General features: G+C 37.6%; 16 protein-coding genes. 14 read left to right on the plus strand and 2 right to left on the minus strand.

Features of this window, described 5'->3' with window-relative positions; translation table 11 throughout:
- Positions 1–28: 28 nt before the first annotated feature.
- Genes rlmB through M0Q17_RS00115 form a run of 5 tightly spaced genes read left to right on the plus strand, consistent with a single transcriptional unit; the run spans position 29 to position 4,871 of the window.
- Positions 29–715 carry a 23S rRNA (guanosine(2251)-2'-O)-methyltransferase RlmB gene (gene rlmB / locus M0Q17_RS00095; RefSeq protein WP_295081941.1) on the plus strand — a complete coding sequence of 229 codons (687 nt, stop codon included), beginning with the start codon at positions 29–31 and terminating at the stop codon, positions 713–715.
- A complete protein-coding gene (locus tag M0Q17_RS00100) occupies positions 708–1,493 on the plus strand; it encodes a hypothetical protein (protein ID WP_295081943.1) in 786 nt (261 codons plus the stop codon). The genes rlmB and M0Q17_RS00100 overlap by 8 nt, the downstream gene beginning before the upstream one ends.
- Positions 1,487–2,347 carry a hypothetical protein gene (locus tag M0Q17_RS00105; RefSeq protein ID WP_295081944.1) on the plus strand — a complete coding sequence of 287 codons (861 nt, stop codon included), beginning with the start codon at positions 1,487–1,489 and terminating at the stop codon, positions 2,345–2,347. The genes M0Q17_RS00100 and M0Q17_RS00105 overlap by 7 nt, the downstream gene beginning before the upstream one ends.
- A 44-nt stretch (positions 2,348–2,391) precedes the next feature.
- Positions 2,392–3,609 (plus strand): LL-diaminopimelate aminotransferase, encoded by a 1,218-nt coding sequence (locus M0Q17_RS00110; protein WP_295081946.1) that lies wholly within the window; start codon positions 2,392–2,394, stop codon positions 3,607–3,609.
- 2 nt (positions 3,610–3,611) lie between these two features.
- The gene (locus M0Q17_RS00115) at positions 3,612–4,871 is read left to right on the plus strand and encodes a homoserine dehydrogenase (RefSeq protein ID WP_295081948.1); all 1,260 of its coding nucleotides are present in this window, start codon (positions 3,612–3,614) and stop codon (positions 4,869–4,871) included.
- Between the two features lie 13 nt (positions 4,872–4,884).
- Here M0Q17_RS00115 and M0Q17_RS00120 read toward each other — a convergent pair whose 3' ends face one another.
- Positions 4,885–5,715: a universal stress protein gene (locus tag M0Q17_RS00120; protein ID WP_295081949.1), complete on the minus strand. Its 831-nt coding sequence runs from the start codon at positions 5,713–5,715 to the stop codon at positions 4,885–4,887.
- A 91-nt stretch (positions 5,716–5,806) separates the two neighbouring features.
- On the opposite strand from M0Q17_RS00120, the gene M0Q17_RS00125 reads away from it, so the two are divergent.
- Genes M0Q17_RS00125 through M0Q17_RS00145 form a run of 5 tightly spaced genes read left to right on the plus strand, consistent with a single transcriptional unit; the run spans position 5,807 to position 10,489 of the window.
- The gene (locus tag M0Q17_RS00125) at positions 5,807–6,157 is read left to right on the plus strand and encodes a hypothetical protein (protein ID WP_295081951.1); all 351 of its coding nucleotides are present in this window, start codon (positions 5,807–5,809) and stop codon (positions 6,155–6,157) included.
- Between the two features lie 9 nt (positions 6,158–6,166).
- Entirely contained in the window at positions 6,167–6,553 is a 387-nt protein-coding gene (locus M0Q17_RS00130) for a CBS domain-containing protein (RefSeq protein ID WP_295081953.1), read from the plus strand.
- The gene (locus M0Q17_RS00135; RefSeq protein WP_295081956.1) at positions 6,553–8,043 is read left to right on the plus strand and encodes a DUF1538 domain-containing protein; all 1,491 of its coding nucleotides are present in this window, start codon (positions 6,553–6,555) and stop codon (positions 8,041–8,043) included. The genes M0Q17_RS00130 and M0Q17_RS00135 overlap by 1 nt, the downstream gene beginning before the upstream one ends.
- A gap of 52 nt (positions 8,044–8,095) precedes the next feature.
- Entirely contained in the window at positions 8,096–10,159 is a 2,064-nt protein-coding gene (locus M0Q17_RS00140; RefSeq protein WP_295081958.1) for a molybdopterin-dependent oxidoreductase, read from the plus strand.
- Positions 10,160–10,489, plus strand: a complete 330-nt coding sequence (locus M0Q17_RS00145) for a YraN family protein (RefSeq protein ID WP_295081960.1) — start codon at positions 10,160–10,162, stop codon at positions 10,487–10,489.
- 2 nt (positions 10,490–10,491) lie between these two features.
- On the opposite strand, the gene M0Q17_RS00150 is transcribed toward M0Q17_RS00145, so the two are convergent.
- Positions 10,492–10,881 carry a thioredoxin family protein gene (locus M0Q17_RS00150; RefSeq protein ID WP_295081962.1) on the minus strand — a complete coding sequence of 130 codons (390 nt, stop codon included), beginning with the start codon at positions 10,879–10,881 and terminating at the stop codon, positions 10,492–10,494.
- Between the two features lie 79 nt (positions 10,882–10,960).
- Here M0Q17_RS00150 and M0Q17_RS00155 point away from each other — a divergent pair, with 79 nt between their 5' ends.
- The 4 genes from M0Q17_RS00155 to M0Q17_RS00170 all read left to right on the plus strand — a co-directional run bounded on the left by M0Q17_RS00155 (position 10,961) and on the right by M0Q17_RS00170 (position 15,260).
- Entirely contained in the window at positions 10,961–12,376 is a 1,416-nt protein-coding gene (locus M0Q17_RS00155; protein ID WP_295081964.1) for an aldehyde dehydrogenase family protein, read from the plus strand.
- Between the two features lie 293 nt (positions 12,377–12,669).
- Complete coding sequence (locus M0Q17_RS00160) at positions 12,670–13,020, plus strand: c-type cytochrome (protein WP_295081967.1); 351 nt, start codon at positions 12,670–12,672, stop codon at positions 13,018–13,020.
- A 28-nt stretch (positions 13,021–13,048) separates the two neighbouring features.
- Positions 13,049–14,233 carry a cytochrome c3 family protein gene (locus tag M0Q17_RS00165; RefSeq protein WP_295081970.1) on the plus strand — a complete coding sequence of 395 codons (1,185 nt, stop codon included), beginning with the start codon at positions 13,049–13,051 and terminating at the stop codon, positions 14,231–14,233.
- Between the two features lies 1 nt (position 14,234).
- Complete coding sequence (locus M0Q17_RS00170; protein ID WP_295081973.1) at positions 14,235–15,260, plus strand: cytochrome c3 family protein; 1,026 nt, start codon at positions 14,235–14,237, stop codon at positions 15,258–15,260.
- The last annotated feature ends 22 nt before the right edge of the window (positions 15,261–15,282 follow it).

Here is a 15,282-nt window from a genome sequence, read left to right on the forward strand (position 1 = left end):
TTTTCAATTTTTTGGATAAAATGCTCAAATGTTAATTTATGCAAAACAACCAATCAACTATATTATAAACAATCATCCTGCAAAGATAAAAACACTTTATCTGGCAAAAGAGATAGAGAAAAAAGAGTATTCTCGTCTTATGAAAATGGGTTTCGAGATAAAAAGAATACCCTCTGACGCAGCCGGAAAAATGTGCAAAAATGCCTCTCATCAAGGAATACTTGCGGAAGTGGACGAATACGAGCTGCAAGACTATAAGGCTTTTTTAAATTATGATTTTGTTCTTATACTTTCAGGTCTTAGTGATGTCGGCAATATCGGCGCAATTATCAGAACTGCTTATGCGCTTGGCGTTGATGCAGTTATTGCATGTGGTGTAAAATCACTTCCTCTTGAAGCCATTACTAGAACAAGTACCGGAGCGCTTTTTGATATGCCTTTTGCCATAGAGACCAATATCCATAATGTGATAAATGACTTAAAAATGTCAGGCTTTACTACATATGGCGCAGATATGGGAGGTGTTGACATAAGAGATATAAAAGTTCAAAGCAGACGCGCTCTCTTTTTAGGAAGTGAAGGCGAGGGACTTACTTCGCGGGTTAGCTCAAAGCTCGATAGCATCATAAGCATAAAAATGGCACACAAGTTTGACTCTTTAAATGTCGGTGCAGCGGGGGCAATTTTGATAGATAGGATGAGAAAATATGAGTGATGATTTTGAAAAATTAAAACGTATCGGTATACAGAAAATCCATGAAACAACTCATATCGCAAGAGCACATATTCAAGCGATATTTAATGAAAATTTTGAGGAGATGAGCAGTGTTCAGCTTTTTGGATTTATCTCTATACTAGAGAGAGAATATACTCTTGATTTAAGTGAATTAAGAGCTAACGCCAAAGAGTTTTTTAAAACCAATACTCTCCCTTTTGAAAACACAAGCAAAGTTAAAATTTTTGCAACACCAAAGAAAAAAAGCAATGCCACCTTTATCTATACCATTATAGCTCTTGTAGCTGCTGTTTTGACACTACTCTATTTTGCTTCAAGAGCGCCTCAAACTGAAGTTGCAGAAATTCACAAAACTATTGAGAGTGCCGCTATAATAGCTCAAGATGATGAAAATAGCTCAAAAATTGATGAAAATTCTACACAATTGCTCGAACCAACAGAAGTAGAAGAGGTACGAGTTCAAGCAGAAGCTAAGCCGATAACGCTGAAAATTATTCCAAAAACAAGGGTGTGGTTAGGCTATATTGATTTGTCTGATTATAAAAAGTATCAAAAAGTCTTTTCAGACGAACTTGAACTTAACACGACAAAAGATTGGCTTCTATCGTTTGGACATGGACATGTAGATATAGAGATAAACGGCGAAGTAAAAAGTTTTAAAGACCCAAAAAATATAAGATTTTCATATATTGATTCTGAGTTAAAAGAGATAAATTTTGAGGAGTTTAAGAGTTTAAACAAGGGTAGTGGATGGTAAAAATATTTTTATTTTTTGCTCTGCTACTCTCCCTCTCCTCTGCCGCCGAAGTAAAACAAAAGAGCAAAGATGACCCCTTGATTCAAAAAGTCAAAAGTTTGATAGCTCCTGCTACGTTTGCCAAAGATAGGGCTTATATAGATATTATTTTCTCTCCAAGAGCAGATTATTATAACAGCGAGGGAAGAGTAGATTCTGTAAAAGTTGTTCAAACACTCAAAGATAACGGCATTTTAAACCTCTTTTTTAAAACTCCACGTGAGATAAATATAAGTTTTAAAACCCAAGGGTTACCCCTGTTTTTTATAAAGATAATGAGTGATTCACTTAGAAATATAGGCTATTACAGGTATGTGACTAAGGAGTCGAGTTTTGATGAATCAGAATTTATTTGGAAGATAAGTCTTACCTCTGAATATGCTGCTGATCCGCTTATTCTTAGTCAAGAGCTAAGGAAAAGCAACTGCGAAATTGTTGATGTTGTAAGAGAGACGGAGAGTGACTGGTCGTATATTATTGATATGAAAAATGCCAAACTAAATGTAAGTGTACTTGAAGATTCTGAGGAGTTTAGGCTTAAGAGATCTCTGTACTCATATTGGCTTGATGTATCAAAGGTAGATGATATTGAGATAAGAAGTTCTAGTAGAAACGACTGGTATCCATATATAGCCTATTATGACAAATCTCTAAAGCTACTGCGTGTCATTAAAATAGATAAAAAAACAAGTAAAATTATGTTAAATATGAGAGAAAATACGCACTACATAAAGATTTCAGATATCTACTCTCTTAAAAATATCAAAGATGATTTGGTTTTAAAACCGACAGTTAAAGAAATAAACAAATTATAAAAATTTTCGATAGAATGTCATTAATAATTTAAGCAGGAATATTCATGTTTGACGAAATACAATTTGATAGAGTAAAAAGATTGCCAAAGTACGTTTTTGCTGAGGTAAATGAACTTAAAATGGCGCAGCGTAGAGCAGGTGCGGATGTAATAGATTTTTCTATGGGAAATCCGGATGGAGATACTCCTGAGCATATCAGACAAAAACTGATTGAGTCTGCACAAAAGACAAAGACACATGGGTATTCAACTTCAAAAGGGATTCCTAAGCTTTTATCAGCGATTGCGGATTGGTACAAAAGAAGATATGACTGTGATCTGGACCCTATGACTGAGTGTGTTGCTACAATGGGCTCAAAAGAGGGATATGCGCATCTCGCATACGCTATAACCAACCTCGGTGACGTTACTATTGTGCCCGACCCGACATATCCTATACATGAATACGCATTTATACTAGCAGGCGGAAGCGTAATCAAGTTTGGAATAGAGTTTGACGAAGATTTCAAGATAAATGAGGATAAGTTTTTTGAAGATCTTGTAAAAGTTTTTAAAGAGAGCTCGCCTAGACCAAAGTATGTTTTGGTAAATTTTCCTCATAATCCTACAACAGCAACTGTTACACAGGACTTTTATGTCAGACTCGTGGCACTTGCTAAGGAGCTTAGATTTTATGTAATTAGCGATATCGCTTATGGAGATATAACATTTTGTGATTATGTAACACCATCTATCATGAGTGTTCCTGGTGCAAAAGATGTGGCGGTTGAGAGTTTTACTCTCTCAAAAAGCTACAATATGGCTGGGTGGCGAGTAGGCTTTTTTGTCGGTAATAAGAAACTTATCGGCGCACTTCAAAAAATCAAATCCTGGCTTGATTATGGGATGTTTACTCCTATTCAAGTAGCGGCTACGATAGCATTAAACGGCGATCAGCAGTGTGTTAAAGATATTACTGCAAAGTACGAGCATCGCCAGGATATTCTTTTAGAGGCGTTTGATAGAGCAGGTTGGCATGTACGAAAAAATCGTTCAAGTATGTTTGTCTGGGCGAAACTTCCTGAGTGCGTAGCGCATCTTGGAAGCTTGGAGTTTTCAAAAAGATTGCTTGTAGAAGCTGGGGTGGCAGTTGCTCCGGGGATAGGCTTTGGCGAGTATGGAGAGGGTTATGTTCGTATAGCTCTTATAGAAAATGACAATAGAATTCGTCAAGCGGCACGAAACATAAAAGAGTTTTTAAAACAATTTGAAGAGAAAAAATAAATATGATTAAAGTAGGAATTATTGGCGTTGGGACTGTTGGAACGAGTGTAGCACAGATTTTAAAGGACAATGCCGATGTAATTTCTGCGCGTGCGGGAGTTGATATAGTCGTAAAAAGTGGGGTTGTAAAAAACCTAAACAAGGATAGGGGTTTAGATATAAAACTTACAGACAATGTTGATGACATTTTAGATGATGATGAGATTGATATTGTAGTTGAGCTTATGGGCGGCGTTGATGAGGCTTTTGAGATAGTAAAACGTGCGCTTAAAAACGGTAAAGCAGTCGTAACTGCAAACAAGGCGCTTTTAGCTTATCACAGATATGAACTTCAGGAGATTGCGCAAGATATAGCTTTTGAGTATGAAGCTAGCGTTGCGGGCGGCATTCCTATTATCAATGCTCTTCGTGATGGGCTATCGGCAAATCATATAGAGTCTATCAAGGGGATTATGAACGGTACGAGTAACTATATGCTAACTGAGATGATTCAAAACGGCATGAGCTATTTTGATGCCCTTAAAAGTGCACAAGATCTCGGTTATGCAGAGGCAGACCCGACTTTTGACGTAGGCGGCTATGATGCGGCGCATAAGCTTCTAATCCTTGCAAGCATCGCTTATGGCATAGATGCAAAACCAGAAGATATTCTTATAGAGGGTATTGAGAATGTCTCAAAAGATGATGTCGAATTTGCAAATGAGTTTGGATATGCTATCAAGCTTCTAGGCATTGCCAAAAAAGATGCAAACATGGTGGAGCTTCGCGTTCATGCAAGCATGATAAGCAAAGATGAGATGATAGCAAAGATAGACGGTGTTATGAACGGCATCAGCGTTGTTGGTGATAAAGTCGGCGAAACTCTATATTATGGACCTGGAGCCGGTGGAGATGCTACTGCAAGTGCCGTTGTCGCAAACATTATAGACATAGCAAGAAGCGGAAAGAGCAAACCAATGCTCGGCTTTGACAAACCGATGGAACGTGGACTTTTTTTAAAACCTGCGCAGGACATTGAGTCAAAATACTACCTGCGAATAAATGTCTCTGATAAAAAGGGAGTTTTAGCAAGAGTAACCAAAATGTTTGAAGATAACGATATCTCTATTGAGACTATGTTACAGCGCCCATCTTCAAAGGAGAGTGCAAATCTTCTTATCTCAACACATACAGCTTATGAGAGAGATATCCAAAAGCTTATAAAGGCACTATCTGAGTTGGAGTTTGTAAACTTCAAGCCTGTCATGATTAGGATAGTGTAAGGTTATTATCCTCTTACACTTTTAAAATAACTACATCTTTTTTTGAGTTTTCTAAGATGTCAAGGGCATAAAAACTTACACTGCCTGTTGTATGAACCGCCACTAGGTCAAAATTGATATCCTTGACTTCACTCTCAAATAGTTTCGGGTTTAGTGAACTTTTACGAACTTTGCCTGAGATATTTATATCTTTTGGTAGCTCTAAAGAGTTTATAAAAATATCTAACTTTTCTTCAGACTCCTGCATCAAAGAGAGTTGATAATCAATAATATCTGTATTATTAAAGCCATAAGTGTTTAATCTGTTTTCAAATGGGATTGTATAAAAGTTTAAAAGTTTTATATTTAAACTAGGAAATATATTGACTACTCTTCTTATAGCTTCTCTGGAGTCATTAGAAAAATCTGTAAGCATTAAAATATTTTTGTATTTTAACTCATGGTCGCTTTTTACAACCAGAACAGGAACAGGAGAATTTCTTATTATATCTTTTGTGTGTGACCCCATATAAGCATCGCCTAAAAAATAGGTCTCTCCGCTTTTGCCCATAATAATCAAATCACTGTTTAAAATTTGCGCAGCTTTTGCTACCTCGTTTTTTATTTTTCCATTTACACAGTGAAAGTTTTCATCGTTTATGCTAGGAAACTTTTCACTAAGTTTTTTTACACTATGCTCTCTAATATAGGAGAGATCTTTTTTTGGTGAAAAAAATGAGTTCTCAACAACATGAACAATATGCACGACTCCATTAAACTTTTTTGTAAAATTCATAGCCTTTTGTAGCACCCTAAGGCTGTCATCCGAAAAATCTACAGCTACTAGTGTCTTTAACTTATTCATGATTTTTCCCTGCTATTTTAACTAACATGTATTCTATCTTTTTATTGTAAAGAAATATGATAGAATTTATCAAATTTAAAGGAGCGGAAATATGAAATTTGTTGCTTTAGTAGTTATAGCATCTACGCAGTATGAGGAGAAGCTTAAAGATATTGCCAAAGAAGCAGGGGCAGGTGGCGGAACTATTTTACAAGGCAAGGGAAGTAGCTTAGGAGAAAAAAAGAGCTTTTTTGCCCTTACTTTTGAAGGGAACCAATCTGTGATTATTTATATCCTAGAAGAGAAGCTCTCAAGAGCAGTTCTCAAAGCTATAAACACAGAGATACAAAACAACCCAACAGATTGTATCGCTTTTACAATGCCGATTTCACACATGGTAGGGCTTGATAGAGAGCTGCTTAAAGTATTTGAAGATTCAATCAAACTTGAAGAGAACTTATAGGAGAAGATGATGATAGTAGAGAATGTTATGAAAAAGAGTGTAACCACAATTAAGCCATACGCAACTCTCAAAGAGGCACTTTTGCTTATGAAAGAGAAGAAGTTGAAATCACTAATAGTTGATAAAAGTTTACCGAGTGATGCTTATGGGATAATTACAAATACGCAGATATTAAAAGCAATATTGGCAGAAGATGGCGATATAGAGCTTCTGAATGTTTACGATGTATATAATAAGCCCGCCTTTAGCGTCTCTGCAAAAATAGATGTAAAGTATGCTGCAAAAATAATGATAGATCACAATATCAAAAGAGTCGTAGTAACCGACAATAACGAGCTCAAAGGCGTGCTCTCAATCACTGATTTAACTGATTATCTGATGAGTTTAGTGGATTAATGTTAGAATTAATAAAAGAGTTTAAAAAAACTTTTATTGAATCATTTTTAAATCTTATTCCGATTCTGCTTATTATTGCAGGGTTTCAAATCTTTGTTTTTCAAAGTGTTCCGGATGATTTAGATTCTATAGTTTTTGGCTTTTTTATAGTTATTATCGGGGTAACATTCTTTTTAATGGGGCTTGAGATTGGAGTGTTCCCGCTTGGAAACAGTCTCTCAAGTGAATTTTTGGAGAAAAAATCTATATTTTGGTTTGCACTATTTGGTTTTGCTTTGGGTTTTAGCGCCTCTGTCGCTGAACCTGCCATAATAGCCGTTGCTTCTCAGGCACAGACAATCACAAACGGTGTTCTTGATGCTTGGACGCTTAGGCTTATTATTGCGACAAGTGTCGGAACAATTACCGCTTTTAGCATTATTAGAACTATCTATGGCTGGTCGATTTCAAAGATTATTATCATAGGATATGCGGCAGTTCTGCTTATAACATACTTCGCCCCTCGTGAGATTGTAGGGCTCGCCCATGATTCAGGCGTTGTTGCTACTAATGTTGCGACTGTTCCTCTTATTGTAGCCCTTGGCATTGGGATAGCTTCGGCAATTAAAGAGAGAAGTGTTTTAAGAGACGGTTTTGGATTTGTGGCACTCGCTAGTATTACTCCAATGATCAGTATCCAGCTTTATGGTATATTTGTCCTTGATGATGGTTTCTCATCTCAAATCCAATATGTCGTAAATGAGGTAGATGGTAAGACTCATTATATCGGTGGCTTTAGTGTGATAAAGGTTCTTTTAGATCTCCTTGATACATTTACCAATATCTTGCCTATCATTGTTACTATCGTTCTTTTTCAATACTTTGTGATTAAAAAACCACTACCAAATATCAGTAGAGTTATATTTGGGTTTATCTTTTTAATTTTTGGACTTTATGGTTTTATTGTTGGAATCAAGCTTGGACTCTTTCCTATAGGAGAATCAATTGCCCAAAATTTGGTAATTATGAACAATGTATTTTTTATATATCTTTTTGCATTTTTGATAGGTTTTGGCACAACCATGGCCGAACCTGCTTTGGTGGCGGTTATAAAACAGGCAGATAAAATGTCGGAAAAGCAGATGAATGTTAAAATAATTAGGTTATTGGTCGCTATTGGTGTGGGAATGGGAATAGTAGTTGGTGCATATAAGATAGTAAATGGAGATGATATTTGGTTATATATTGCATTTTTGTATATGTTTGCAATTTTGCTTGCTCTGTTTGCTCCAAAAGATATTATAGCTTTTGCTTTTGATTTAGGTGGCGTTACAACTTCAGCGATTACAGTGCCAATAGTTACGGCATTTGGGCTTTACTTAGCGATAAATATAGAAGGAAGAGACCCTCTTATGGATGGATTAGGACTTATGGCATTTGCCTCCATATCTCCGATGATAACCGTAATGGGATATAGTATCTTGGTAGAAAAGTTTAAAAATTCTCTTTAATTAATATTAAATAGATAAAATTTTGTATAAAAATAAGATGTGAAAGTTTTAGATGGAAAATACTCAAACAATAGATAGCGTTTGCACATACTGCGGTGTCGGCTGTGATATAGCCGCACATGTAAAAGATAATAAAATTCAAAAAATCTTTGCACACAAAGATGGAGTCGTCTCGCAGGGGAAGCTGTGCGTAAAAGGGAAGTACGGATTTGATTTTGTTGACTCAAAAGAGCGTCTTAGGGCTCCTAGAATAAAAAAGAGTTTCTTAGATAAAAATCCTTCCATAAAGGAGGCGGTAGCATCAGCACTACTTGATTTTGACGATGTTTGGTATGAGAGTGATTTGGACAGTGCTACAACCGCTGCTGCCATGAAGCTTAAAGAGATTCAAAAGATGTACGGACGAAAAAGTATAGCTTCTATCGGGGGAGCGAGAACCTCATGTGAGAGTGCCTATCTTTTTCAAAAATTTACCCGTCACACGCTTAACTCCCCGCATGTAGATAACTGTGCGAGAGTCTGCCACTCACCGAGCTTAAAAGGGATGCGCACTACCATCGGAGAGGGCGCTGCAACGAACCCTTACAACGACATATATAACTGCGAATTTATGATAGTTATCGGCTCAAATACGACAGAGGCACATCCTATTATTGCAAATCGTATTGTTGACATGGCGCAAAAACATGACAATCTAGCTGTTTTTGATGTTAGAGAGATAAAACTCCACCGCTTTGCAAAATATAAGGCAATTGTGCCTTATGAGGCAAATCTTCTTGTGTTAAATATGCTCGCACATGTCATTATAAGCGAAGAGCTTTATGATGAGAGTTTTATAGCGGAGCGGACAAAGGGCTTTGCGGAGTTCAAGGAGATGATTTTAAATGATCCTTATGCAGATCCGAAATATTTTGAGAACATTAAAGGGTATGAGCAGTTAAGCAAGACAATTCCAAAGGTTGCAAGGGAGTATGCGCTTAAGAAATCGATGATTTTTTGGGGACTTGGAATCACTGAACATATAGATGGTTCTTATGCGGTTATGGCGATTACGCATCTCGCACTGATGAGTGGAAATATCGGTAAAAGTGGTGCAGGTCTTATGCCGCTTCGTGGGCAGAACAATGTTCAAGGCGCTTGTGATATGGGAATGCTTCCATATTATGACCCTGATTATCAAGTGCCAAAAGAGGTTGGCTTGATGACTCCGCAGCTTGTGGATGAGATGCTTGAGGGTCGCTTAAAAGCGGTGCTGAATATCGGAGAGGACTTGACGCATATTCATCCAAATGTAAATAAAGTTGAGGGAGCAATAAGCAACTTAGAGTTTATAATGGTGCAAGAGCTTTTTGTAACGGATATTACGGCAAAAGCGGACATCATCATAGGTGTTAAATCAGCGTATGAAAAGACAGGTGTTTACGTAAATGCTATGAGAAGACTGCATCTCTCTCAGCCGCTTGTTGAGTCTGATTTGCCTGATGACTGGGAAGTTTTACAACTTCTTGATAATAAAATGGGCGGAAGCAGCGCTTATAAAAACTCAAACGAAATTTGGGATGAGGTTCGGGAAGTGGCATACCGCCGCTTTAGCGGGGCATCATATATTAGACTTCAAAGGCATAGAAAAAGAGGGCTTCAGTGGCCTGTTCATACCGAAGATACGCCGATTTTGCATCAGCTAGACTTTAGAACGGAGGACGGTTTAGGCGAATTCCACTATCATCAGTACAAGTTACGAAACATGGTGCAGGAGATAGTTGAGCAAAAAGATAGAAACTACTATCTTACAACCGGAAGAACGATAGCCATGTACAACAACGCTGCGCAAACAAAACAAACGCCTAGTTTGGTAGATAGATACGAGGAGGATATTTTGCTTGTAAATAGTGATGACGCGGATGATTTTAGAGGGGAACGTGTCATCTTAAAAACAAAAAACGGGCAGACGAAACCGCTAAAGATTAAATTTACGGATAAGGTGGAGCCAAAAACTCTTTTTGTAACATTTCACTATGCAGACTCTAAAATAAATGCGCTTTTTGGGGATGAGAGTGATGAGCTGATTTTAACGGCTGCTTTTAAATCTCTAAAAGTTGAAGTAGTAAATCTTTAGATGAGCAGGGCTAAAGGGAATTTTGCAGAGGATAAAGCTTGCGAATTTCTTATAGATGCTGGATTTAGCGTTGTAGAGAGAAATTTTTACTCCCGTTTTGGCGAGATAGATATCATCGCTATCAAAGGGAATGTTTTGCACTTTATAGAGGTTAAGAGCGGTCTTGATTATGAGAGTGCGGTTTATAATATCACAAAAAGCAAGCTCTCTAAAATCATAAAAACGGCACATGTTTATATGAAAAGGAGCTCTTTAGATGTGGATTTTGTTTTTGATGCTTTGATTGTTGTGGATGCAAAGATAGAGTTTATAGAGAACATTACGCTCTAAGGTTATTTTTTTAAATCTACCTCTTCAAGGAGATTTAAAAATCCATCAACCTCTCTGCTTCCGTTGTCGGCGTGTATTATCTCGCCCCTATTTGTTAAGAAGTAGTGTCTAGGCACACCTTGGGTTTTAAACCTTTTTGGTATCTGATGCTTGTCTCTTGAGAGATATAAAAGCACATACTCCTCTTGAAGCCTATCTATAACCTCTTTTTTTGAGAGCGTCAACTCCTTAAATCTATCACACCATCTGCATACATCAGCACCTATAAAAAGATAGACTCCCTTGTTCTGTTTTTGAGCTTGTTGGAGTGCTTTATCGTAGTCGTTAAGCCAATTAAGTTCAGCACTATAGAGAGTTGCAAGAAGTGTAAACAGGAGTGCAAAAAGTTTCATGTTATTTGTAAAGACCTAAGAAATTATTTTTCACTATAATAACACAAGAATAAAAATAAAATAGAGCAGGAGAGTTTTTATGGTTGCAAATATATTTTTTGGCTCAAAAGAAGTATCAAGAAAAGAGATGACGTATAGAGTGAGTCCATACAGCAAAGAGGTCGTCTCCTCGGCGGTAATTTGTAGCGCTGATGATGCAAATAAAGCACTGCTTATCGCCAAAGAAGCTTCAAAGGAGGCTAGAAAAACTACAATAGCGCAGAGATGCGACTGGCTTTTAGATGTTGCTAAAAAATTAAAAGAAAATAGAGAGGATATAGCAAAAACCATTACCGATGAGGTAGGAAAACCCATCGTTTTTGCCAGAGTAGAAGTTGATAGATGCATAGAGACCATAACAATTTCTGCCGAGACTATGCGAACTATGCATGGGGAGACGATTAACACTGATGCTATGAGAAGCGGTAAAAAAACGACAGCCTTTTTTATACGCGAGAGTGCGGGGGTTGTTGTGGCAATTACTCCTTTTAACTTTCCGCTAAATTTAGTGGCGCACAAACTGGCTCCTGCTTTAGCGGCAGGAAATGCAGTTGTGTTAAAACCGACTCCCGAGGCCCCACTTACCGCCTATAAATTTGCAAAACTATTTATAGAGAGTGAGTATGCGATAAAAGATGCTCTTAGCGTTGTTTATGGTGATGCTGAGGTAGGTAGTGCGCTTATTACAAGCGAGATACCACGGGTTATAAGCTTTACGGGCAGCGTTGCTGTCGGTAATATTATTGCAAAGAGTGCCGGAATTAAAAAAATCTCTCTTGAGCTTGGAGGAAATGCCGCGACTTATATTGATGAGAGTGCGGATTTGGATTTGGCGGCTTCAAGATGTGCTATCGGCGCATTTGTAAACTCTGGGCAGGTCTGCATCTCGCTTCAGCGCATCTATGTCAATGCAAAAATATATGATGAGTTTGCGCAAAAGATGGCAGAGCAAACAAAAAAACTCGTTGTCGGTTCTCCTTATGAGGAGGATACTTTTATGGGTCCGCTTATTGATGATGAGGCGTGCAAGAGGGCTATGAGTTGGGTAGAGAGTGCCATAAAAGAGGGAGCAACCGCTATGCTCTCTCCAAAGATAGAGGGGCGGCTTTTTTACCCATGTATTATGAGCGAGGTTCGAGATGATATGGCGATTGTTTGTGAGGAAGTTTTTGCACCGATAGTCTCTTTGATTAGAGTTGAGAGTTTTGATGATGCGCTTGTGCGTATGAACAACTCTCCTTACGGGCTTCAATTTTCAATCTTCACAAATGATTTGAGTCTTACAAAAAGAGCAATCTACGAACTTGACGCAGGAGGAGTGGTAATTAACGACATACCGACTCTGCGTTTTGATATTCAACCTTATGGCGGAGTGAAACTTAGTGGTGTGGGACGAGAGGGGCCGCGCTTTGCTATAGAAGAGATGAGTGAGATAAAAAGTATTGTTATCTGCTGAAAATAAGAGAAGTAATGTTACAAAAATACTAAAAGTAAAAATATTCATTTTGTAATATAAAATCTTAAATCCGTTAAAAAAGTCTCATTTAATACATTTTAAAATTAAATTTAAAATGCCTAAAATAAGGGATATACAGGAAAAATTAAGTCTGTACAATTATTTAATAGAAGGTACAAAAACAGTGCAAAAAGATGAAAAAAAAAGATGATAAATTCATATTAAAATTAGAAAAAGTTATGATATAATCGGACACAGTATAACTAAAATAACTAAAACAAGGGAGCTTTTAGATGAAAAAAACAATAGTAGGCTTATCGATTTCAACACTTTTTTTGTGTAATATTTGGGCTCAAGATATAAGTGCCCAAAGAGGTCAAGTGATATTTGAAACAAAAGGGTGTGTGACATGTCATAAAGATGATATAGATACAATCGGGCCATCATTGTCTACAATTGCCAGAGAGTATCTAGGAAAAGAGAGAGAACTTCTCTCTTATCTTAGAGGACAGGCACCGGCTATTATTGATCCTGCGCGTGCACCGGTTATGGATCCGCAACTTGTAAAAATCAGGTCGCTTTTTGATCCGGATATGCAAGCGCTTACAATGTACATCATTTCTGCAAACGACAGACCGTTTTAATAAATAGTGAGGAAAGAGAAAAATAAATATGAAATATAGCTGGTTTTTTATATTAAAGATAGTAGTTGTCATGCTATCTGTTAGTGTCTTCGCACAAGGAGCTGTTTTAACAGATGCTGAGAAGTTTTACGGCACAGAACTCAAAGCATCAAAAAAAGTTCAGCACCCTCCTTTTGAGTGGGGTGACTGTACTGTTTGTCATACGGACGCAAAGGGGGAAGGAGCTCTTATTATGGATCCTCCTGAGTTATGTGCTATGTGTCATGAAGCAAAAGACACCAAAGCATTTATTCATGGTCCGGTAGCAGCAGGTGCATGTACAGCTTGCCATAATCCACATGAATCAGATAATGCAAAATTATTAACAGCATCTAGTATAAATGAGCTTTGTGTTTCATGTCATCAAGCTAAAGATGAGTTTATGCGCAATACCGCAAATATCCACTCGCCAGTAAAAGATCAGTGTATTAATTGCCATGACCCCCATACCGAGGATCATCAGTATCAATTAAAAGCCGATGGTAAAAAAGATCTCTGTGTTATGTGCCATGTCGATAAAGAAGTTTGGACAAGCACGGTAACAGATAAGCACGGCGCACTTGATAGACCTAGAAAGTGTTTAGAGTGTCATGATGCGCATGGCTCAGAGGTGCCGATGAATTTGATTAAAAATACTTCAAAAGAGCTCTGTTTGTCATGTCACAGCGAATCATTAACAAGAGATGAAGACGGTAGTAAGATTCTAAATATAGGAAAACATCTTGAAAATAATCCTGACTGGCATGGTCCTATTCTCTGGGGAGATTGTGCAGCATGTCACAATCCGCATGGTTCAAATAACTTAAGAATGTTGAACAAGCCGTTCCCTAGAACTTTCTATGATAAGTTTGAAGAGGATAACTATATCTGTTTTCAGTGCCATGAAAAAGAGAAGATTATGGATGCCAATACAACAACAGCGACAAATTTTAGAAACGGCTCAAACAATATGCACTTTGTACATGTAAACAAAGAAAAAGGTCGCTCTTGCCGAGCTTGTCATGATTTCCATGGTACAAAAGAGTATCCGCACCACTTAAGAGCAAAGACGAAGTTTGGTAAGATAAACTTCCCTATTCGTTTCATTGAAACGGAAAACGGCGGTTCATGTGCACCTGCCTGCCACGCTCGCCGTCACTATGACAGAGCAACGCCAAAAGTTAACCTTAAATAAAATGAGTTTTAAATTTATATACTTATTTCTCTTGTTATTTACCACAATAAGTGGTAATGCGCAAGAGATATCTTCCTTAATACTTCAGCCTCAAGATAAAACACGTTATATTGGAGAGAGCAGCACTTTTGTAATAAATGCTACGCTTAAAGAGGCAGACTATATAGTTATAGAGCAAAGTGATATAACTACGACATTAGAAATAAAACCGCAAAAAGATACATACTGTAAAACAATTAACCTCAATCCGGGAGAAAACACTGTTTTTGTTACTCTTTACAAGGATGCAAAACCTATAGGTAAAAGTAGTAGAGTGCTCTATTTTCTTTCAGAACTTTTTGAGGGAGTTGATGAATATGAGCTTGATGAGTACAAGATAAGATTTTTTCATCAGGATGCCAAAGAGAAGAAGTGTGCCTCATGTCACAATATGACATCAAATATTCCAACGAATAATGAAGCTCTTGAAGATGTGACAAAAACCACATGTTATGAGTGTCACAACAGCATGATAAGTACAAAAAACACACATGCTCCAGCTGCCAACTGGCTTTGCATCAATTGCCATAATGGAAAATTTGGCGAGTATAATATGCAAGATAAAGGCGCTTCAAAATACTTAGTAGCAGATCCAGTGGCAAAAACTTGTGCAGAGTGTCACGAGGATGTTAAAGAGTGGGAAGAGAGTAAATTTGGACATGGTCCTGTGAATGATGGAAGATGTGAGAGGTGTCATAACCCACACGGCTCAGACAACGAGTTTTTTCTAAGAAAATCAATCTGGGAGTTGTGCACTACATGTCATGCTGAAAAATCAAATGGACAACATGTTACATCAGCTATAGGTTTTGGTGCACCGAATAAAAGTGGAGGACATCCAACAAGAGATAGAGAAGACCCTGCACGTCCCGGAAGAGAACTTACTTGTAGCGGATGCCATAACCCGCACGGTTCCGGCGGAATATCTCTGTTAAGAATGAAGGGAACTATGCCTTATGGCGTATGTCAAAGATGCCACAAGAAGTAAACAAACAGTTATTCTTATCACA

It is taken from the genome of Sulfurimonas sp. (genome assembly GCF_023229105.1).
Taxonomy (GTDB): Bacteria; Campylobacterota; Campylobacteria; order Campylobacterales; family Sulfurimonadaceae; genus Sulfurimonas.